The sequence below is a fragment of the Janthinobacterium breve genome (genome assembly GCF_051380895.1).
In the GTDB taxonomy this organism is placed as follows: Bacteria; Pseudomonadota; Gammaproteobacteria; order Burkholderiales; family Burkholderiaceae_D; genus Janthinobacterium.
In genome coordinates, this window is sequence record NZ_JBNYXY010000004.1 from 214,974 (window position 1) to 234,010 (window position 19,037).

Annotated in this window: 20 protein-coding genes; 18 read left to right on the forward strand and 2 right to left on the reverse strand. The window is 58.5% G+C overall.

The features are described 5' to 3' along the window. Nucleotides 1-88 precede the first annotated feature (88 nt). On the forward strand, nucleotides 89-1,654 hold the full coding sequence (locus ACQ4W0_RS08945) for a MutS-related protein (RefSeq protein ID WP_436576435.1): 1,566 nt from the start codon (nucleotides 89-91) through the stop codon (nucleotides 1,652-1,654). A gap of 9 nt (nucleotides 1,655-1,663) precedes the next feature. On the opposite strand, the gene ACQ4W0_RS08950 is transcribed toward ACQ4W0_RS08945, so the two are convergent. Next, the gene (locus tag ACQ4W0_RS08950; RefSeq protein WP_436576436.1) at nucleotides 1,664-3,589 is read right to left on the reverse strand and encodes a phosphoethanolamine transferase; all 1,926 of its coding nucleotides are present in this window, start codon (nucleotides 3,587-3,589) and stop codon (nucleotides 1,664-1,666) included. Nucleotides 3,590-4,021: 432 nt separating this feature from the next. Between ACQ4W0_RS08950 and rpsL the strand changes: the two genes are divergently transcribed. The 6 genes from rpsL to ACQ4W0_RS08980 all read left to right on the forward strand — a co-directional run bounded on the left by rpsL (nucleotide 4,022) and on the right by ACQ4W0_RS08980 (nucleotide 10,061). Continuing rightward, a complete protein-coding gene (gene rpsL / locus ACQ4W0_RS08955) occupies nucleotides 4,022-4,405 on the forward strand; it encodes a 30S ribosomal protein S12 (RefSeq protein ID WP_010394376.1) in 384 nt (127 codons plus the stop codon). Nucleotides 4,406-4,557: 152 nt separating this feature from the next. Continuing rightward, nucleotides 4,558-5,028 (forward strand): 30S ribosomal protein S7, encoded by a 471-nt coding sequence (gene rpsG, locus ACQ4W0_RS08960; protein ID WP_010394377.1) that lies wholly within the window; start codon nucleotides 4,558-4,560, stop codon nucleotides 5,026-5,028. A 108-nt stretch (nucleotides 5,029-5,136) separates the two neighbouring features. After that, on the forward strand, nucleotides 5,137-7,242 hold the full coding sequence (gene fusA, locus ACQ4W0_RS08965; protein WP_426074968.1) for an elongation factor G: 2,106 nt from the start codon (nucleotides 5,137-5,139) through the stop codon (nucleotides 7,240-7,242). A gap of 72 nt (nucleotides 7,243-7,314) precedes the next feature. Continuing rightward, on the forward strand, nucleotides 7,315-8,505 hold the full coding sequence (tuf, locus tag ACQ4W0_RS08970) for an elongation factor Tu (protein ID WP_096233366.1): 1,191 nt from the start codon (nucleotides 7,315-7,317) through the stop codon (nucleotides 8,503-8,505). A gap of 179 nt (nucleotides 8,506-8,684) precedes the next feature. Next, a complete protein-coding gene (rpsJ, locus tag ACQ4W0_RS08975; protein WP_010394389.1) occupies nucleotides 8,685-9,002 on the forward strand; it encodes a 30S ribosomal protein S10 in 318 nt (105 codons plus the stop codon). A gap of 213 nt (nucleotides 9,003-9,215) precedes the next feature. After that, nucleotides 9,216-10,061 carry a DUF817 domain-containing protein gene (locus ACQ4W0_RS08980; protein ID WP_436576437.1) on the forward strand — a complete coding sequence of 282 codons (846 nt, stop codon included), beginning with the start codon at nucleotides 9,216-9,218 and terminating at the stop codon, nucleotides 10,059-10,061. A 19-nt stretch (nucleotides 10,062-10,080) separates the two neighbouring features. Here the strand turns inward: ACQ4W0_RS08980 and ACQ4W0_RS08985 are convergent, their stop codons facing one another. Beyond that, nucleotides 10,081-10,629: a tetratricopeptide repeat protein gene (locus ACQ4W0_RS08985; protein WP_436576438.1), complete on the reverse strand. Its 549-nt coding sequence runs from the start codon at nucleotides 10,627-10,629 to the stop codon at nucleotides 10,081-10,083. 176 nt (nucleotides 10,630-10,805) lie between these two features. Here ACQ4W0_RS08985 and creB point away from each other — a divergent pair, with 176 nt between their 5' ends. The 11 genes from creB to rpsC all read left to right on the forward strand — a co-directional run bounded on the left by creB (nucleotide 10,806) and on the right by rpsC (nucleotide 19,036). Beyond that, nucleotides 10,806-11,543 carry a two-component system response regulator CreB gene (creB, locus tag ACQ4W0_RS08990; RefSeq protein WP_436576439.1) on the forward strand — a complete coding sequence of 246 codons (738 nt, stop codon included), beginning with the start codon at nucleotides 10,806-10,808 and terminating at the stop codon, nucleotides 11,541-11,543. Then, on the forward strand, nucleotides 11,540-12,961 hold the full coding sequence (gene creC / locus ACQ4W0_RS08995) for a two-component system sensor histidine kinase CreC (protein WP_436576440.1): 1,422 nt from the start codon (nucleotides 11,540-11,542) through the stop codon (nucleotides 12,959-12,961). The genes creB and creC overlap by 4 nt, the downstream gene beginning before the upstream one ends. A 90-nt stretch (nucleotides 12,962-13,051) precedes the next feature. Then, entirely contained in the window at nucleotides 13,052-14,443 is a 1,392-nt protein-coding gene (gene creD / locus ACQ4W0_RS09000) for a cell envelope integrity protein CreD (protein ID WP_436576441.1), read from the forward strand. 222 nt (nucleotides 14,444-14,665) lie between these two features. Then, on the forward strand, nucleotides 14,666-14,860 hold the full coding sequence (locus ACQ4W0_RS09005; protein WP_436576442.1) for a hypothetical protein: 195 nt from the start codon (nucleotides 14,666-14,668) through the stop codon (nucleotides 14,858-14,860). Nucleotides 14,861-15,165: 305 nt separating this feature from the next. Beyond that, on the forward strand, nucleotides 15,166-15,822 hold the full coding sequence (gene rplC, locus ACQ4W0_RS09010) for a 50S ribosomal protein L3 (RefSeq protein ID WP_071079769.1): 657 nt from the start codon (nucleotides 15,166-15,168) through the stop codon (nucleotides 15,820-15,822). Between the two features lie 3 nt (nucleotides 15,823-15,825). Further along, nucleotides 15,826-16,446, forward strand: a complete 621-nt coding sequence (rplD, locus tag ACQ4W0_RS09015) for a 50S ribosomal protein L4 (RefSeq protein ID WP_101483583.1) — start codon at nucleotides 15,826-15,828, stop codon at nucleotides 16,444-16,446. Then, complete coding sequence (rplW, locus tag ACQ4W0_RS09020; protein ID WP_010394398.1) at nucleotides 16,443-16,760, forward strand: 50S ribosomal protein L23; 318 nt, start codon at nucleotides 16,443-16,445, stop codon at nucleotides 16,758-16,760. Before rplD ends, rplW begins: the two co-directional genes overlap by 4 nt. Next, a complete protein-coding gene (gene rplB, locus ACQ4W0_RS09025; RefSeq protein WP_010394400.1) occupies nucleotides 16,760-17,587 on the forward strand; it encodes a 50S ribosomal protein L2 in 828 nt (275 codons plus the stop codon). Before rplW ends, rplB begins: the two co-directional genes overlap by 1 nt. A 10-nt stretch (nucleotides 17,588-17,597) precedes the next feature. Continuing rightward, entirely contained in the window at nucleotides 17,598-17,873 is a 276-nt protein-coding gene (rpsS, locus tag ACQ4W0_RS09030) for a 30S ribosomal protein S19 (protein WP_008444295.1), read from the forward strand. After that, entirely contained in the window at nucleotides 17,870-18,202 is a 333-nt protein-coding gene (gene rplV, locus ACQ4W0_RS09035) for a 50S ribosomal protein L22 (RefSeq protein ID WP_170840583.1), read from the forward strand. Before rpsS ends, rplV begins: the two co-directional genes overlap by 4 nt. A 9-nt stretch (nucleotides 18,203-18,211) precedes the next feature. Continuing rightward, nucleotides 18,212-19,036 carry a 30S ribosomal protein S3 gene (gene rpsC / locus ACQ4W0_RS09040; RefSeq protein ID WP_034753199.1) on the forward strand — a complete coding sequence of 275 codons (825 nt, stop codon included), beginning with the start codon at nucleotides 18,212-18,214 and terminating at the stop codon, nucleotides 19,034-19,036. The last annotated feature ends 1 nt before the right edge of the window (nucleotide 19,037 follow it).

The following is a 19,037-nucleotide window of genomic DNA, read 5'->3' on the forward strand; positions in this document are numbered from 1 at the left end:
CGTGTCCGTCGCGCAGCTTGCACTTGATAAATTGGCAATCGCCTGCATCTGTTGTGGCGACTTCTTTTTTGACCCCTCCCCAGGCGCCATGCATCCATCCCTCCAGCAACTTTTCCCTGCCCGCGCCTTTGCGACGGCGCTTGATTATCCTTTCGCGCGCAGCGATGTGGCGATGCTGCAGCGGTTGACGGGCGAGGCGCCATCGCTCGATGGCCAGACCTGGAACGAGCTGCTGCTCGACCAGTATGCGGCGCAGCTGGCGCGCGAGACCAGCATCTTTGGCCAGCAGGAGCTGCACCGGCGCCTGAGCGGTGGCCAGGCCGATCCCGGCTCCATTGGGCGCATCCGACGATTGCTGGACGATCCGGCCCAGGCGGCCAGCCTGCAGCGCGCCTGCTTGCCCTTGCGTCAGGCCGATACGGAAGTGAGCGAGACCCTGTTCGGTGCGACGCTGGCATCGGCGCCCCGGTGGAGTGCCTGGCTATGGCTGGTGCCGCTGGCCTTGTTGCTGGCCATTGCCGCCAGCTGGCTGGTGGGTTGGCCTGCGCTGTTTGGCGTGCTGGCCGCCTGTGTTGCGCTGATGACCGTGCAGGTGCGTTTTTACGAAAGCGCCAAGCTATGGGAACGTACGCTCGATACCTTGCGCCACCTGCTGAAAACCCGTGCCGCGCTAGCGCGGCTCGATGTGCCGGCAGCCTTGCCATTGGCGGCCGGCGGCGCGCAGGCGGCCAAGCTGACGCGCGCCATCGAGCGCTCGCTGCTGCATTACGTGCCCTTCGTCGATACGCTGCTGGTCGAGTATGGCGACTGGCTCCTGCTGAAAAACGTCAAGCGCTACTTCCGCACGCGCCAGTTGGTGGCGCAGCAGCTGCCTTTTCTGCGTGACAGCTTTACCCAGGTGGCACAGCTGGAAGCGGACCTGGCGCTGGCGAGGCAGCTGCGTGCGGCCCCCGTGTTTTGCTGGGCGGGCACCGCGGCGCCGCGCGCGCTGGCCTTGCAGGGCATGCTGCATCCCTTGCTGGAGAACGCCGCGCCGCTGTCGTTCGGCGTGCAAGGCAAGGGGTGCTTCATCTCCGGCCAGAACGGTATCGGCAAGAGCACCTTGCTGCGTTGCATAGGCTTGAACCTGGTCTGCGCGCGGGCCTTTGGCTTTTGTCATGCGGACAGCGCTGATGTGCCGCGCCTGGCCGTGTATGCAAGTATGCAGAATGAAGATTCGCTCGATGGGGGCGAGAGCCTGTACATCGCCGAGCTGCGGCGCGCGCGTGAATTGCTGGCGCTGGCCGAGAGCGGCGCGCCGGCCTTGTTCCTGATCGATGAAATTTTCCGCGGCACGAACCACCTCGAATCGGTGGCGGCGGCGGCCGCCGTGCTGCATACGCTGGCCGCGCGCCACCTGGTGATCGTCTCGTCGCACAACCTGGTGCTGGGACCGCTGCTGGAAGACTGCCTGGCGCCGTGGTGCGTGCGCCGCGATGACGCCGGCGCGCTGCTGCTGGCACCTGGCGTGCTGCAGGCCACCAACGGCATCGCCCTGCTGGCGCAGCGGGGCTTCGGCAGCGCCATCGAGGCGAAGGCGGGGCAGGTCTTCGACTGGCTCAGCACGCACATGGCGCAACCGGCCGATTGCGGCGGCGTCCTTAAACGGGCCTGATGACCGCCCTTACTTGTCCTGTTTTTCCGGCGTGCTCTTGTCGATCACTTCGCGGCAATCGCCACGGATGATGGCGTTGTCGTAGTTGGTCCAGCCGTAGCTGTCGACATAGCGCTTGTGCTGCTTGAAGCGGGGACTGGCGATGCTCCATTCAGGCTGTTCGCCGGCAAAGCGGATGTCGCCCAGGTCGAGCAGGGTGTGGAACATGTTTTCCGTCGACAGGCGTGCCTTTTGATGGCGTTGCAGCTGCGTCACCTTGTCGGGATAGTGCTGCTGGAATTGCGGTGAATACCAGACGAAGGCGGGCACGTGGAATTCGAACTGCGTGTTATGTCCGTGGAAGGCCAGGCGGCAGGTGCCGTCGTACAGGGTCTGGCCATGGTCGGCCACATAGACGAGCGAGCTGCGCAGGGCAGTGCGCTGGCCATCGTCCTTCAGCATGCCGATCACTTGCGATAAAAACCAGTCCGTGTACAGGATGGAGCTGTCGTAGCTGTTGTTCAGCTGCGGCTTGATGGCCGTGTCCGTGTAGACGGGTTTGTCGACGCCGAACAGCGACGGCTGCCACTTGTCGAATTGCTTGGGGTAGCGCTGGCTGTAGTTCCAGTGGCTGCCCAGCGTGTGCAGCACGATGAGTTTTTTCGGTGCCGGGTCGGCCAGCGCATTCTTGAACGGATCGAACAGGATCTGGTCGAAATTTGAATTGTTGGTAAAGCCGCCCAGGTTCAGGAATTGCACCACGTCCGCTTCCTTGGCAAACACGGAGACGGGCGTATCGAACTGGCCGAACGAGATCTGGTTCGACAGCCAGTAGGTCTTGAAGCCCGCTTCCTTGTAGGCGGTGAGGAAGGATTTTTCCGAGAACCCATCCTTGAGGCTTTGCGTGGCCGGCTTGCGCGAGATGATGACAGGCACGGACAGGCGCGTGGCGGAAACGGCCGTGATGACGTCGGCCAGCGGCACCAGGTTGCTTTCCTGTTTCAGCAGGGGATTGGTGTCGCGCTCATAGCCGTTCAGGCTCCAGCGGTCGTAGCGCGACGATTCGCCGATCACCATGACCACCACTTCCGGATGGGGATCGGGATCTTGCTGGTGCGCGCCGAAACGGAAGCTGCTGCTTTTCTGTCCCAGCTCGGCCAGGTATTTGCGCTCCTTGTAGAAATCGAAGCCGCGCGCGGCCAGGCCGAACGGCCAGGAATTGCTGACGGTGTCGAACGCGTAGGGCAGGCGCGCCCAGTGGGGCAGGCTGGGCCAGCCCAGGCCCGTTTCATCGGCGCCGGCGATGCTGGCGTTCTCCGGCTTGCTGCTCTCGTCGTCTTCCTCGGCCGTCTCGTCTTCGGCCGAGCTGGCGTCGCCGAAGCCGGAGGCGCCCGCCTTGCCGCTGGCCGCCGGCGTGCTGGCTTTGGCTGGCGCGGCGGCGCGATGCAGGGCCTTGGCGTCGAAACCGAATTCGTAGCCATACCACCAGAAGCCGCCCAGCAGGATCAGCAGCAGGAAGGCGGCCGGGCGCGTCTTGCCGCGCCAGTCCAGGTCGCGCGTGCGCATGGCGGCCAACCAGCTGACCGCACACCAGGCGATCACGCCCAGCATGACAGCGCCCATCAGCCACACTTTTTGTCCCAGGAATTCCATCGCTTCCTTGGGGCTGGTCTCGAAGATGATGCCCAGGTGGTGCGTGGAAATGCCCTGGCCATAGAAGATGAACAGGTAGATTTCCGTCGGCAGGGCGAGGAAGGCGGGCACCAGCAGCCAGTGGAAATACGCGGGGCGCTTGAATATGCTCCAGACGGCCAGCCAGGCCAGCAGCTCGAACGTGAGCATCTGCCAGGGATGCTCGAGCGGACGTCCCAGCAGCATGGGGATGAAGGGCACGGTCGTCAGCAAGGCATATGTCAGGAGCAGGAACAGATTGGCGGGGCGAAGCAAGGGGTGCATAAAGGGGGCAGGAGCGCAGCGAAAAATGTCCGCTATTATCAGTCCTTTTGTTGTGTTGCGGTCATACAAGAATGCGCGCGTCCGATGCTTGGCTGCAGGGAAAGAATTCCAAATAATTAATCGTTCCGGGGTGCCGTCGTGCGCGCCGCATCGCCAAAGATTAGTCAAAATGCCACAAAAACCCGTATCTTTTGCCTTTTTTTATAGCAAAAAGCGGTAAACTGATTGACCCCCTGTAACACAAGGTCTAAACTAGCGAGTTCTCGATTTTATTCTGCTCATCGTTTACGTATTGCTTGGCATTTCATGGCCGCTCCTTATCGAGTGGCTGCGGGCGCCTCCGGTGCGCAGTAGATGAAAGCGGGACGAGGTTTTAGTCGCCGGGCATCTTGCCCGGGTTATTAATCGTAGTTTTTTGTTGGATTTATAACGATGCCAACCATCAATCAATTGATTCGCAATCCACGCGTCGCTTTGACCGTGAAGAGCAAATCGCCGGCGCTGGAAAACAGCCCGCAAAAACGTGGCGTCTGCACACGTGTTTACACCACGACTCCAAAGAAGCCTAACTCGGCTCTGCGTAAAGTCGCTAAAGTTCGCCTGACCAATGGTTTCGAAGTCATTTCGTACATTGGCGGTGAAGGCCATAACCTGCAAGAGCATAGTGTTGTGCTGTTGCGTGGCGGTCGCGTTAAGGATTTGCCGGGTGTGCGTTACCACATGGTTCGCGGTGCCCTGGATACCCAAGGCGTTAAAGACCGTAAGCAATCGCGTTCGAAGTACGGTACCAAGCGCGCTAAAGCAGGCAAGAAGTAATAAGTTGTATGCAGCAAACCCAAGTTTCGCTCAGTGGCAACTAGCTAAGTGAATGTAGTCGACCGCATCTGGTCGAGTAAGTGGAAGACTATGATGGTCGTCCGCGAGTGTGCGAAGAACGCGCGCTCAACTGAAGATTGAAAGGAATTGATATGCCACGTCGTCGTGAAGTACCCAAGCGCGAAATTTTGCCAGATCCAAAATTCGGCAACACTGATGTCGCTAAATTTGTAAACGTGCTGATGCTGTCCGGTAAGAAATCGGTTGCAGAAAACATCATCTACGGTGCTTTCGAGCACATCGCAGCAAAATCGGGCAAAGATCCGCTCGAAGTTTTTGCTACCGCAATCAACAACGCCAAGCCGCTGGTTGAGGTGAAATCCCGTCGCGTCGGTGGTGCAAACTACCAGGTGCCGGTCGAAGTTCGCCCAGTCCGTCGTATGGCTCTGTCCATGCGTTGGTTGCGTGAAGCTGCTAACAAGCGCAGCGAAAAATCGATGCCACAACGCCTCGGCGGTGAGCTGATGGAAGCGGCTGAAAGCCGCGGCGGCGCGATGAAAAAACGCGACGAAGTCCATCGTATGGCTGAAGCGAACAAAGCGTTCTCGCATTTCCGCTTCTAATATAAAGCCAGCTACCGCAAGGTGGCTGTCAAGCATCTGTTGTTCGAGGCCGGGCTCATTTTTGCAAAAAAATGCTGCTCGGTTTTGTCCATTCATTTAGGATTAATTATGGCCCGCAAGACCCCCATTGAGCGCTACCGCAATATCGGTATCTCCGCTCACATCGATGCAGGTAAGACGACCACCACCGAGCGCGTTCTGTTCTACACGGGCGTGAACCACAAGCTGGGCGAAGTCCATGATGGCGCTGCCACCACCGACTGGATGGCGCAAGAGCAAGAGCGCGGCATCACGATTACCTCGGCTGCTGTTACGTGCTTCTGGAAGGGCATGGCAAACAATTTCCCTCCGCATCACATCAACATCATCGACACCCCAGGTCACGTTGACTTCACCATTGAAGTAGAACGTTCGATGCGCGTGTTGGATGGCGCCTGCATGGTTTACTGTGCAGTCGGCGGCGTGCAGCCACAATCGGAAACGGTTTGGCGTCAGGCGAACAAGTACAAAGTGCCACGTCTGGCCTTCGTGAACAAGATGGACCGTACCGGCGCCAACTTCTTCAAGGTCTACGATCAGATGCGTTCGCGTCTGAAAGCCAACCCAGTGCCAATTCAGATGCCTATCGGTGCTGAAGACCTCTTTACCGGTGTTATCGATCTGGTCAAGATGAAAGCGGTCATCTGGGATGACGCTTCGCAAGGCATGAAGTTTGAATACGGCGAAATTCCTGCCAACCTGGCTGCTGAAGCTGCCAAGTGGCGCGAAAACATGGTTGAGGCCGCTGCTGAAGCGTCCGAAGAACTGATGAACAAGTACCTGGAAGAAGGCGAACTGTCGGAAGCCGAGATCAAGGCTGCTCTGCGTCAGCGTACCATCGCCAGCGAAATCGTTCCAATGCTGTGCGGTACCGCCTTTAAAAACAAGGGTGTACAGGCAATGTTGGACGCGGTGATCGAGTATCTGCCATCGCCAATCGACATTCCACCTGTCCCAGGTCTGGACGAGGACGAGCAGCCAGTTGAGCGCGCAGCCGACGACAATGAGAAATTCTCGGCATTGGCGTTCAAGATCGCAACCGATCCGTTCGTGGGTCAGCTGTGCTTCATCCGCTGCTATTCGGGCACATTGAATTCGGGCGATTCGGTCCTGAACTCCGTGAAGCAGAAGAGAGAGCGTATTGGCCGTATCGTGCAGATGCAAGCCAATGAGCGCGAAGAAATCAAGGAAATGCGCGCTGGCGACATCGCTGCCGTCGTGGGTCTGAAAGACACCACCACTGGCGATACGCTTTGCGACGAAAAGGCAAGCGTCGTTCTGGAACGCATGGTCTTCCCTGAGCCGGTGATTTCGCAGGCAGTCGAGCCAAAAACCAAGGCTGACCAGGAAAAAATGGGCCTGGCGCTGAACCGTCTGGCAGCAGAAGATCCATCGTTCCGCGTGCGTACCGATGAAGAATCGGGTCAGACCATCATCGCCGGTATGGGCGAGTTGCATCTGGACATCATCGTTGACCGCATGAAGCGCGAATTCAACGTTGAAGCGACCGTCGGCAAGCCACAAGTGGCTTACCGCGAAACGATCCGTAAAGTGTGCGAAGAGTCGGAAGGCAAATTCGTCAAGCAATCGGGTGGTCGTGGTCAATACGGTCACGTGGTTCTGAAGATCGAACCGCAAGAACCGGGCAAGGGCTTCGAATTCGTTGACGCGATCAAGGGCGGTACCGTTCCTCGCGAATACATCCCTGCAGTTGAAAAAGGTGTGCGCGACACGCTGACTTCGGGCGTGATGGCTGGTTACCCAGTTGTTGACGTTAAAGTCACGCTGTTCTTCGGTTCGTACCATGATGTTGACTCGAACGAAAATGCATTCCGCATGGCCGCTTCGATGGCATTCAAAGATGGCTGCCGCAAAGCATCGCCAGTCATCCTGGAGCCGATGATGGCCGTGGAAGTGGAAACGCCGGAAGACTACGCCGGTACCGTGATGGGCGATTTGTCGTCGCGTCGCGGTATGGTGCAAGGCATGGATGAAATTGCTGGTGGTGGCGGCAAGATCATCAAGGCCGAAGTGCCTCTGTCGGAAATGTTCGGTTACGCCACATCGTTGCGTTCGTCGACCCAAGGTCGTGCGACTTACACGATGGAATTCAAGCACTATGCTGAAGCACCTAAGCATGTGACTGAAGCAATCGTAAGCTCGAAAGCTAAGTAATAGAAGTTCCGGGCCGGCTTTCACGAGAATGCCGGTCCCTACATTTAAATCATTGTTCTAAGGAAGAATAAAATGGCAAAAGGTAAATTCGAACGGACCAAGCCGCACGTCAACGTCGGCACCATCGGCCACGTCGACCACGGTAAAACTACGCTGACCGCTGCAATCGCAACGGTTCTGTCGAAGAAATTCGGCGGCGAAGCTAAAGCATACGACCAGATCGATGCAGCACCAGAAGAAAAAGCGCGCGGTATCACGATTAACACCGCTCACGTCGAGTACGAAACGGCAGCGCGTCACTACGCGCACGTTGACTGCCCAGGCCACGCCGATTACATCAAAAACATGATTACCGGTGCTGCGCAGATGGACGGCGCGATCCTGGTGTGCTCCGCAGCTGACGGCCCAATGCCACAGACCCGCGAACACATCCTGCTGGCCCGCCAAGTTGGCGTTCCATACATCATCGTGTTCCTGAACAAGTGCGACCTGGTCGACGACGCAGAGCTGCTGGAACTGGTTGAAATGGAAGTGCGCGAGCTGTTGTCGAAGTATGAGTTCCCTGGCGACGACGTGCCTATCATCAAAGGTTCGGCACGTATGGCGCTGGAAGGCAAAGAAGGCGAAATGGGCGTGGATGCAGTGTTGCGTCTGGCCGATGCCCTCGATTCGTACATCCCAACGCCAGAGCGCGCTGTTGACGGTGCCTTCCTGATGCCAGTGGAAGACGTGTTCTCGATCTCGGGTCGCGGTACTGTTGTGACCGGTCGTATCGAGCGCGGCATTGTTAAAGTCGGCGAAGAGATCGAAATCGTTGGTATTATCGATACCGTCAAAACGACTTGCACCGGCGTGGAAATGTTCCGCAAGCTGCTGGACCAAGGTCAAGCAGGCGACAACGTTGGTCTGCTGCTGCGCGGCACCAAGCGTGAAGACGTGCAACGTGGTCAAGTTCTGGCAAAACCAGGCTCGATCAAGCCACACGCCCACTTCACCGGCGAGATCTATGTTCTGTCGAAAGACGAAGGCGGCCGTCATACGCCATTCTTCAACAACTATCGTCCACAGTTCTACTTCCGCACGACGGACGTGACTGGTTCGATCGAGTTGCCAGCAGACAAAGAGATGGTCATGCCAGGCGATAACGTGTCGATCACCGTCAAGCTGATCAACCCGATCGCGATGGAAGAAGGCCTGCGCTTCGCTATCCGTGAAGGCGGTCGTACCGTCGGCGCTGGTGTTGTTGCAAAAATCCTGGCTTAATTCTTAAGCCTGCATAAAAGAAGACGCGTCGTCGCCCGGCGCCCTTCTTTTTATTCAACTGCCGGGGTTGGCAAGCATTTTGGTGCTATCATGTCGACCCTGACGGTTGTTGCGTCAGAAATTCCAGTATGACCTCATTGCCGTGCAGACCGCGCGGTTCGTTCTTTTAAGGAAATATCATGTCGGCACCAAACCAAAAAATCCGTATTCGCCTGAAGGCTTTCGATTACAAACTGATCGACCAGTCCGCTCTGGAAATCGTTGAAACCGCGAAGCGCACCGGCGCTGTCGTCAAAGGCCCAGTACCACTGCCTACCCGTATTCAACGTTTCGATGTGCTGCGTTCCCCGCACGTCAACAAAACTTCGCGCGATCAGTTCGAGATCCGTACGCACCAACGCCTGATGGACATCGTTGACCCAACGGACAAAACCGTTGACGCGCTGATGAAGCTGGACCTGCCAGCTGGTGTTGATGTTGAAATCAAACTGCAATAAGAGTTTCAAGGGCGGCTGACAATACCGTAGCATCAGGTGTTGACAGCTGTTCCAGGCCGGCGGGGTGTCCCGCTGCCTGATGATGGGGCCGGGCCTGCTCACAATCGTGAGTGCGCCCGGCCCCATTGCTATTGGTGCATGACTAACAGGGGTGGCCGCCGTACGCGTGCAAAATCGCTTTACAGTGTCGCGGCCGGTCGATAAAGTTGCTGCATGCTCAATGCCCTCGATACTCACCTGTTAAATGCCGCGCCCCGTAGCCGCTTGCGCGGCTGGCCACGCTTCCTGACTGAATTCCTGTATTTCGGCATCAAGGAGGCGAGGTCGTGCTTGTTCGTGGGGCTGTTTTTTGCTGCCGTGTTCCTGGTGCCACGCGCCGGTCTGTTCGGCCTGCCGCGCTATGACGTGCTGCTGCTGGTGGCGCTGGCGATCCAGGGCGCGATGGTCTGGAGCGGACTGGAAACGTGGGATGAGTTGAAAGCCATCTGCCTGTTTCATGCGGTCGGCTTCGGGCTGGAGGTGTTCAAGGTATCGGGAACGATCCAGTCGTGGAGCTATCCCGACTTCGCCTACAGCAAGGTGCTTGGCGTACCCCTGTTTTCCGGTTTCATGTACGCCGCCGTCGGCAGCTACATCATCCAGACCTGGCGCCTGCTCGATATGCGGATACGCCACCATCCGCCGTACTGGATGGCGGTGCTGATCGCGCTGCTGATCTACGCCAACTTCTTCACCCATCATTACATCGGCGACTATCGCTGGTATCTGGCCGCTTGCGCGCTGGGCTTGTACGCGCGCACCACCGTGGTGTTCCGCCCGCTCGACCGCGACCGCAGCATGCCCTTGCTGCTCGGTTTCGTGCTTGTCGGCTTTTTTATCTGGCTGGCCGAAAACATCAGCACCTTCTGGGGCGTGTGGCGCTATCCGAACCAGCTTGGCGCCTGGTCGGCGGTGCATGTCAGCAAATGGAGCTCCTGGTCGCTGCTGGTGGTGATGACGTTCACCATCGTGGCCCACCTCAAGCACATCAAGGCCAGCATCCACGTCGCCCAGCCTTAGGCTGGGCCGAGGAGATGCCTTATTGCAGGCTGGCTGCCACCACGTCAAAGCGCGCGCCCAGCGCGGCTTGCGGGCCACCTTGCAGTTGTCTGGCGTACTGGCGCAGCACTTCTGCCGAATAGGTGCGCGAGGCGGGCGACAGCTTCGGCAACAGCGGCAGCACGCGTTCCAGATAGCCCGTGCCTTCCTGCCACTTGCCTTGCGCCGCCAGCGCCGACGCCAGTTCCACCATGCGGCGGCCGACGCGCGCATCGCTGCGTGGCTGCGCCGCTTCTTCCGTGGCCAGGGCTTGCCGGTACAGTTGCTCCGCTTCGACATTCTTGCCCTGCAAGCGCTTGATGCGGCCCAGGTTGTACTGGCGCTGGGAGAGGATGTCTGCGCTGGCTCCTGCCTGCTCGGCGCTGCGTAGCGCCTGCACACAAGCCAGTTCTGCTTCGCCAAACTGGCCTTTGAGTTCGGCCGCGTTGCAGGCGTCGTGTTGTGCGTTGGAGGTGGTGAGTGTCGCTGGCGCCGCGCAGGCGGCCAGCAGGCTGACAGCGCATAGCAGGCTGATGGTATGGGTCTTCATAGTCTCCTCGTACGGGTGTTGGACACGGTGTATCAGTGGAGTCATGCTGTGATAAATATACTATAAGTTTTTTTGGTATGGGCGGCTTTTCGCCAGCGCACGGCAAGGCGCGCGATTGACGCCGCTTGCCCGCTTCAGGGATACTCCGGGCTTGTCCATCAATGCGTGCCGCCGCCATGTCCAAGACTGTTCTGATCGTGGAAGATGAACAGGCGATAGCCGACAGCATCGCCTATGCCCTGCGCACGGACGGCTTTACGCCGCGCCATGTGATGCTGGGCGAACAGGCCCTGGCCGCCTTGCGTCCCACGCCCGGCGACACCGCTCCATTGCCCGTGCTGGTGGTGCTCGACGTGGGCTTGCCCGACATGAGCGGGCTGGAAGTATGCCGCCGGCTGCGCCAGTTTTCCGAGGCGCCGGTGATCTTCCTGACGGCCCGCAGCGATGAAATCGACCGCATCGTGGGCCTGGAAATCGGCGCCGATGATTACGTCACCAAGCCGTTTTCGCCGCGCGAACTGGTGGCGCGCATTCGCGTCATCCTGCGCCGTGCAGGTGTCGCCCAAGTGCCACGCGAGACTGGCATGACGATAGCTGCTGCCGTCTTGCCAGGTGCGCCGGTGCCGGCGCGCTTCGAGTTGCGCGCGCTCGAGGCGCGCGTGCTGTTCCATGGCCAGCCGCTGGACCTGACCCGCTACGAGTATCTGCTGTTGAAGGCCTTGCTCGAGCATCCCGGCCACGTCCTGTCGCGCGCGCAGTTGATGGAGCGCGTGTGGAGCGCAGCGCCCGACACGCTCGAGCGCACGGTCGATGCGCACGTCAAATCGCTGCGCGCCAAGCTGCGCGCCGTCGATGCGCAGGTCGATCCCATCCACGCCCACCGTGGCCTCGGCTACAGCCTGGCCGGCGCATGAGGATCGGCCTGCGCATTTTGCTGGGCTACTTCCTGATCGTGGGCCTGGCCGCGTGGTTCCTGCTGAATGTCTTCATGGAGCAGGTCAAGCCGGGCGTGCGTTCGACCCTGGAAGATACCTTGGTCGATACCTCGCAACTGTTGGCCAGCCTGGTGGCGCCCGATCTGAAGGCGGGTACGCTGGCGCAGTCGCCCGTGGCCGAGCGCATGCAGGACTATGCGCGCCATGGCGTGGACGTCAATATCAATGGCGTGCGCAAGCAAACCCTCGATTACCGTATCACCATCACGGACCGGCACGGCATCGTGCTGTTCGATTCCAGCGGCCGCGACGTGGGGCGCGACTATTCGCGCTGGAATGACGTCTATCTGACCTTGCAGGGCAAGTATGGCGCGCGCAGCACGCGCAGCCGACCCGATGACGAAATGTCGACGGTGATGCACGTGGCCGCGCCGATTCGCGACGGCAATGAGGTGATCGGCGTGCTGACGGTGGCCAAGCCGAATGCCAGCGTGCAAGCGTTTGTCGAGCGCAGCCAGCGCAAGATCCTGCAGCGTGGCGCCGTGCTGTTGCTGCTGTCGCTACTGATCGGCCTGGCATTCGCCTGGTGGTTGCACCATGCGCTGGGCAAGCTGATGCGTTACATCGGCGACGTGGATGCGGGTCGCAAGGTGGCGCTGCCGGCGCTGGGCAAGAACGAGATCGGCACTTTGGGGAGGGCGTTGGAGGTGATGCGCACGCGCCTGGAAGGCAAGGAATATGTGGAGCAGCTGATGCACACGCTGGCGCATGAGCTGAAAAGCCCGATCGCCGCCATCCAGGCGTCGGCTGAACTGTTGCAGGAAGACATGCCGCCGGCCGAACGGCGCCAGTTTCTTGCCAGTATCCTGGAGCAGAATGCGCGCCAGCGGCAACTGATCGACAAGCTGCTGGCTCTGGTGCGCGTGGAAAAGCAGCAGCGCCTGGAGCATCCCGAGCGTATCGCGCTGGGGCCATTGCTGGAGCAAGTGGCGCAGGATGGCGCGGCCACTCTGGCGGCGCGTGGCGTGCACCTGCAACTGCAGGCCGACGAGGCGAGCGTGGCGGGCGATACTCTGCTGCTGCGTCAGGCGTTGGGTAACCTGCTCGACAATGCGGCCGGCTTTGCGCCGCCGGGTAGCTGCATCGACTTGACGGCCCGGTGCCAGGGCATGCAGGTGGAAATTACCGTGCGCGACCGGGGCGCAGGCATTCCCGCGTATGCGCTGGAGCGCGTCTTCGAGCGCTTTTATTCCCTGCCGCGCCCCGGCGCCGGCAAGAGCACAGGGCTGGGCCTGCCCTTCGTGCGCGAGGTCGCTTCCCTGCATGGTGGCACGGTCGAGGTGTTCAATCATGCGGAGGGTGGCGCCTGCGCGCGCCTGTGTATGCCGCTGGCGTGAGCGTCTTTTTTTATTTGCCGGCTTCACACAGGCTGCATCGTCAGCGCATACAGTTTTTTTACACTGGCCACCTTACTTCAAGGATGCGCCATGCAAAAAACTTTACTCGTCAAAGCGTTGATTGTGTTCGGCCTGATGCTGCTGATCGGCCTGCCTTTGCTGATGATTCAGGAAGCAATCAAGGAGCGGATGGAATTCCGCCAGGAAGCCGTCAACAGCATCGCCGCCGATTCGGTGCGCGAACAAACCGTCATCGGTCCCATCCTGGTGATTCCTTACACGGAGCAGTATGAAGAGCGCGTGGAGGTGGCCAAGGGCGATGACAAGACACCGGCAGTGAGTGTGCCTGTGCGCACGGAGTTGCTGCGCCGCACGGTGCAGCGCCGCTTGCTGGTGTACCCGAACTTTTTGCTGCAGGAAGGCACCATCGAGACCGACCGCCGCTACCGTGGCATCCACCAGGTGCTGGTGTACAGCGGCCAGCATGCGTTCAAGGGCGACTTCACCATGCCGGCCAGCACGCAGTTGCCGCGCAAGTCGCCGGACTCGCGCGTCACCTTGGGCGAGCCTTTCGTGGCCTTGTCCATCGAGGACGTGCGCGGCATCCGCAATATCCCGAAAATCGACTGGGGCGGGCGCCAGATCGAGTTCGAACAGGGCACCGACCTGTTTGCCTTCCGCAGCGGGTTGCATGCGCCGCTGGGCGCCATGCCGCTGGCGCAAGCGCAACAGGTGAAATTCAGCTTTGACCTGGGACTGGACGGCATCGAACGCCAGCACTTCGTGCCGGTGGCCAAGAACAGCCAGATCCTGATCAAGTCGAACTGGCCCCATCCGCAGTTTGGCGGGCGCTTCCTGCCATCGCCGAAAAACCGCCAGATCAACGCCGATGGCTTTCAAGTCGAGTGGAATATCTCGTCGCTGGCCACGAATGCACAAACGCAGCTGAGCACGATCGAGGGTGAATTCAAGGTGCCCGACAGTGCGCCGCTGGGCCAGGTGGACCGCTTCAGCGTGGGCTTCATCGAGCCGGTGAATGTGTATTCGCAATCGGACCGGGCCACCAAATATGGCTTGCTGTTCGTGGCACTGACCTTTGCCGCCTTCTTCATCTTTGAAATTTTGAAGAGCCTGCCAATCCACCCGGTGCAGTATTTGCTGGTGGGCTTGTCGCTGGTGATCTTCTTCCTGCTGCTGGTGGGCCTGGCCGAGCACATCGCCTTCCTCGCTGCCTATCTGATCGCCAGCGCCGCCTGCATCGCGCTGACCAGCTTTTATCTGGTGCACGTGCTGCACAACGCCAGGCGCGCCATCGGCTTCGGCGTGGCGCTGACGCTGCTGTATGGTGCCCTGTACGGACTGCTCAGCTCGGAAAACAATGCGCTGGTGATGGGCAGCATCCTGCTGTTCGCCGTGCTGGCCGCCATCATGGCGGCGACGCGCAAGGTGGATTGGTATCAGGTGGGCAGGGGAGGGCAGTAAGCTCCAGGTGGCTGCGCCAGCCACGCACAGAAAAGGTTGACGATTGCTAAATAAGTGGTTTTAAGTTGCTATTGTTTGCGGTGCTCTTTGGTATTGATTTCCGCAAAGCCCGGAATTGCGTGCAGTGGCGTAGCAGAGTAGTAGGGGGGGGCGGCAGGAAGGATGGCTTGCCGCCACCGGACAGTTCCTTTTATCCCGGCATAAAAATCTGAAGACAGCATCATGATCAAGAAACTGGCTTTTTTTCTCTTCGTTTGCGAACTGAGCGCCGGCTACGCTTATGCCGCAACGAGAGAGGATGTTTCGCAATGCCGTTCGCGCTGCGACAGCAGTGATGTCGGCTGCACCAATTCGCTCGGCGGCAGCCCGATTTGCCGTGATCTGATGCAGCATTGCCTGGAGCGCTGCAACCGCTAGACCAGCGACTGGCGTGGCGCATGGGCGCGGACAGGGCGACAAGCCCGGTCCGCGCCTTTCTTTTTGTGGCGCCAAGGCGCATGAATGGCCGCTTTGCGCTGGGGCGCGGGTGGTTTTGGACAACGCTGAACAACTCCCGCAGGGGCGTCGCGCAACACTTTGACATACCTCGTGTTAACTTGTTGCGTCAAGGGTTTTTGTGCTATATACTAGCCGGCTTCGGTATGGATTCGTCTTTTTTTGAGTCCTACGTTACTTTGTAGTTAAACAAGCCCCGCCCAATCGCAGGTGGGAATGGAGAAAAAATGAGCCTAGGCCTTCTCGGTCGCAAGGTTGGTATGATGCGCATTTTCACGGATGAAGGGGATTCGATCCCGGTCACCGTGTTGGACGTATCGAACAACCGTGTTGCGCAAATCAAAACCCCTGAAACAGATGGTTACTCCGCTGTTCAGGTCGCATTCGGTCAACGTCGCGCTTCCCGCGTGACCAAAGCTGTTGCTGGTCATCACGCTAAAGCTGGTGTTGAAGCCGGTACTCTGTTGAAAGAGTTCCGTGTCGATGCTGCTAAAGCCGCTGAACTGAAAGCTGGCGATGTTGTCGCTGCTTCCCTGTTCGAAGTCGGTCAAAAGATCGACGTGCAAGGCGTTACCATCGGTAAAGGCTATGCAGGCGTTATCAAACGTTACCACTTCTCTTCGGGTCGTGCTACGCACGGTAACTCGCGTTCGCACAACGTTCCGGGTTCCATCGGTATGGCGCAAGATCCAGGTCGTGTTTTCCCTGGTAAGCGCATGACCGGTCATCTGGGTGACGTTAACCGTACGATCCAGAACCTCGTGATCGCCCGTATCGATGCCGACCGTCAGCTGTTGCTGGTCAAAGGCGCGATTCCAGGTGCGAAAAATGGCCAGGTAGTTGTCTCGCCAGCCATCAAAACCAAAGCCAAGAAGGGAGCTTAAACGATGGAACTCAAGCTTCTGAATGCGCAAGGTCAAGCCGCCTCGAACGTTGCTGCAGCCGATACGATTTTCGGCCGTGACTACAATGAAGCGCTGATCCACCAAGTCGTCATCGCTTATCAAGCGAATGCACGTAGTGGTAACCGCAAGCAAAAAGACCGTGAAGAAGTTCACCACACGACGAAAAAGCCATGGCGCCAAAAAGGTACCGGCCGCGCTCGTGCTGGTATGTCGTCGTCGCCACTGTGGCGCGGCGGTGGTCGGATTTTCCCGAACTCGCCTGACGAAAACTTCACCCACAAAGTGAACAAAAAAATGTATCGCGCAGGTATCTGCTCGATTCTGTCGCAGCTGGCTCGCGAAGAGCGCCTGATCGTCATCGACGATCTGACGATCGACGCGCCAAAAACCAAGCTGCTGTCGCAAAAATTGAGCGGCCTGGGCTTTGATTCGGTTCTGATCATCACCGACGTTCTGAACGAAAACCTGGAATTGGCATCGCGCAACCTGCCTAACGTACTCGTCGTTGAGCCACGTCACGCAGACCCGATGTCCCTGGTGTTCTACAAGAAGATCTTGGTCACCAAAGCTGCATTGGCTAAGATTGAGGAGATGCTGGCATGAGCGCGATTTTGAAACATAGCGAAGAACGCTTGATGAAGGTGCTGTTGGCGCCGGTCATTTCCGAAAAGGCCACCATGGTCGCGGAAAAGAACGAGCAAATTGTATTCCGCGTACTGCCGGATGCAACCAAGCCTGAAATCAAGGCAGCGGTCGAACTGCTGTTCAAGGTTGAAGTTCTGTCCGTGCAAACTGCAAACCGCGAAGGTAAGCAAAAGCGCACCGGCAAGTTCAACGGTCGTCGTAACCATACCAAGCGTGCTTTCGTGTGCCTGAAGCCTGGCCAGGAAATCAACTTCTCCGAGGAGGCTGCATAATGGCACTCGTTAAGATGAAACCAACCTCGCCAGGCCGTCGCGGCATGGTAAAGGTGGTGAACCCAGACCTGTACAAAGGTCGTCCGTTCGCTGCTCTGGTTGAAAAGAAATCCAAGACCGCTGGTCGTAACAACAACGGTCACATCACCACCCGTCATATCGGTGGTGGTCATAAGCAACACTATCGCTTGATCGACTTCAAGCGCACCAAAGATGGTATTCCAGCGAAAGTGGAACGTATCGAATACGATCCAAACCGCACCGCGAATATCGCTCTGTTGTGCTACGCCGATGGCGAACGCCACTACATCATCGCAACCAAAGGCATGGCCGTTGGCGATAGCGTGATGAATGGTTCGGAAGCGCCGATCAAATCGGGTAACTGCTTGCCAATCCGTAACATTCCAGTCGGCACCGTGATGCATTGCGTCGAGATGCTGCCAGGTAAAGGTGCCCAAATGGCACGTACCGCTGGCGCTGGCGTTGTGCTGATGGCGCGTGAAGGTACCTACGCTCAAGTGCGTCTGCGCTCGGGTGAAGTACGTCGCGTGCACATCGAGTGCCGTGCTACGGTTGGTGAAGTCGGTAACGCCGAGCACAGCCTGCGTAAAATCGGTAAAGCTGGCGCGATGCGCTGGCGCGGTGTTCGTCCTACCGTTCGCGGTGTGGTCATGAACCCGGTCGATCACCCGCACGGTGGTGGTGAAGGTAAAACAGCAGCTGGTCGTCATCCAGTTTCGCCATGGGGCCAACAGACCAAGGGTAAGAAAACACGCAGCAACAAGCGTACGACTTCCATGATCGTCTCGCGCCGCGGCAAGAAATAAGGGGTAGCACATGACACGTTCATTGAAAAAAGGGCCGTTCTGTGACGCCCACCTGGTGAAAAAAGTTGAAGCCGCGCAAGCAGCCAAAGACAAAAAGCCAATCAAAACCTGGTCGCGTCGTTCGACAATCATGCCTGACTTTATCGGCCTGACGATCGCGGTTCATAACGGCAAGCTGCACGTGCCGGTTTATGTTTCCGAAAACATGGTTGGTCACAAGCTCGGCGAATTCGCACTGACCCGTACGTTCAAGGGCCATGCAGCTGACAAAAAGGCTAAGAAATAATGGAAACTAAAGCTATCCTCAAAGGTGTGCGCCTGTCGGACCAAAAGGGCCGCCTGGTTGCTGACCTGATCCGTGGCAAGAAAGTTGACGCTGCACTCAACATCTTGCAATTCAGCCCGAAAAAAGGTGCTGCGATCATCAAACGTGTTTTGGAATCCGCTATTGCGAATGCTGAGCACAATGATGGCGCGGACATCGACGAATTGTTCGTGAAAACGATCTACGTCGAAAAGGGCCCGGTCCTGAAGCGCTTCACCGCGCGTGCAAAAGGCCGTGGCGACCGTATTTCGAAACAATCCTGTCACGTTTACGTGACTGTCGGTAACTAAGGAGCCACGATGGGTCAGAAAATTCATCCAACCGGTTTCCGTCTGGCGGTCACCCGTAACTGGGCTTCGCGCTGGTATGCAGGCAACGGTAATTTCGCTGCCATGCTGAACGAAGACTTGAAAGCACGTGCTTACCTGAAAAAGAAACTGAAGAACGCTTCCGTTGGCCGCATCGTTATCGAGCGTCCAGCCAAGAACGCGCGCTTCACGATCTACAGCTCGCGTCCAGGCGTGGTCATTGGTAAAAAAGGCGAAGACATCGAAGTACTGAAGTCCGCGCTGACCAAGATCATGGGCGTACCTGTTCACGTGAACATCGAAGAAATTCGTAAGCCAGAAATCGACTCGCAACTGATCGCCGATTCGATCGCTCAGCAGCTGGAAAAACGGATCATGTTCCGCCGCGCCATGAAGCGTGCAATGCAAAATGCAATGCGCCTGGGTGCTCTCGGTATCAAGATCATGTCGTCCGGCCGTCTGAACGGTATCGAAATCGCGCGTAAAGAGTGGTACCGCGAAGGCCGCGTGCCTCTGCATACCCTGCGCGCCGATATCGACTACGGTACCAGCGAAGCGTCGACCACCTACGGCATCATCGGTGTCAAGGTGTGGGTATACAAGGGTGACCGCGCGCCTAACGGCGATGCACCAGTCATCGATACCCCAGCTGACGAGAAGAAAAGCCGCGGCCCACGCCGTGACGATGGCAAGCCAGCTGGCCGTCCACGTCCAGCCGGTGCCGGTGCGAAACCATCCACAGCACCAGGTGCACGTGTGCGTACCGCCGCTAAACCGGCCGCCGCAGCAGCACCAGCTGAGAAAGCAGGAGAATAAT

Bases quoted from the DNA above. Each gene is read 5' to 3' on its own strand.
- ACQ4W0_RS08945 (WP_436576435.1), top strand. From the start codon at position 89: ATGCATCCATCCCTCCAGCAACTTTTCCCTGCCCGCGCCTTTGCGACG.
- ACQ4W0_RS08950 (WP_436576436.1), bottom strand. From the start codon at position 3,589: ATGCACCCCTTGCTTCGCCCCGCCAATCTGTTCCTGCTCCTGACATAT.
- rpsL (WP_010394376.1), top strand. From the start codon at position 4,022: ATGCCAACCATCAATCAATTGATTCGCAATCCACGCGTCGCTTTGACC.
- rpsG (WP_010394377.1), top strand. From the start codon at position 4,558: ATGCCACGTCGTCGTGAAGTACCCAAGCGCGAAATTTTGCCAGATCCA.
- fusA (WP_426074968.1), top strand. From the start codon at position 5,137: ATGGCCCGCAAGACCCCCATTGAGCGCTACCGCAATATCGGTATCTCC.
- tuf (WP_096233366.1), top strand. From the start codon at position 7,315: ATGGCAAAAGGTAAATTCGAACGGACCAAGCCGCACGTCAACGTCGGC.
- rpsJ (WP_010394389.1), top strand. From the start codon at position 8,685: ATGTCGGCACCAAACCAAAAAATCCGTATTCGCCTGAAGGCTTTCGAT.
- ACQ4W0_RS08980 (WP_436576437.1), top strand. From the start codon at position 9,216: ATGCTCAATGCCCTCGATACTCACCTGTTAAATGCCGCGCCCCGTAGC.
- ACQ4W0_RS08985 (WP_436576438.1), bottom strand. From the start codon at position 10,629: ATGAAGACCCATACCATCAGCCTGCTATGCGCTGTCAGCCTGCTGGCC.
- creB (WP_436576439.1), top strand. From the start codon at position 10,806: ATGTCCAAGACTGTTCTGATCGTGGAAGATGAACAGGCGATAGCCGAC.
- creC (WP_436576440.1), top strand. From the start codon at position 11,540: ATGAGGATCGGCCTGCGCATTTTGCTGGGCTACTTCCTGATCGTGGGC.
- creD (WP_436576441.1), top strand. From the start codon at position 13,052: ATGCAAAAAACTTTACTCGTCAAAGCGTTGATTGTGTTCGGCCTGATG.
- ACQ4W0_RS09005 (WP_436576442.1), top strand. From the start codon at position 14,666: ATGATCAAGAAACTGGCTTTTTTTCTCTTCGTTTGCGAACTGAGCGCC.
- rplC (WP_071079769.1), top strand. From the start codon at position 15,166: ATGAGCCTAGGCCTTCTCGGTCGCAAGGTTGGTATGATGCGCATTTTC.
- rplD (WP_101483583.1), top strand. From the start codon at position 15,826: ATGGAACTCAAGCTTCTGAATGCGCAAGGTCAAGCCGCCTCGAACGTT.
- rplW (WP_010394398.1), top strand. From the start codon at position 16,443: ATGAGCGCGATTTTGAAACATAGCGAAGAACGCTTGATGAAGGTGCTG.
- rplB (WP_010394400.1), top strand. From the start codon at position 16,760: ATGGCACTCGTTAAGATGAAACCAACCTCGCCAGGCCGTCGCGGCATG.
- rpsS (WP_008444295.1), top strand. From the start codon at position 17,598: ATGACACGTTCATTGAAAAAAGGGCCGTTCTGTGACGCCCACCTGGTG.
- rpsC (WP_034753199.1), top strand. From the start codon at position 18,212: ATGGGTCAGAAAATTCATCCAACCGGTTTCCGTCTGGCGGTCACCCGT.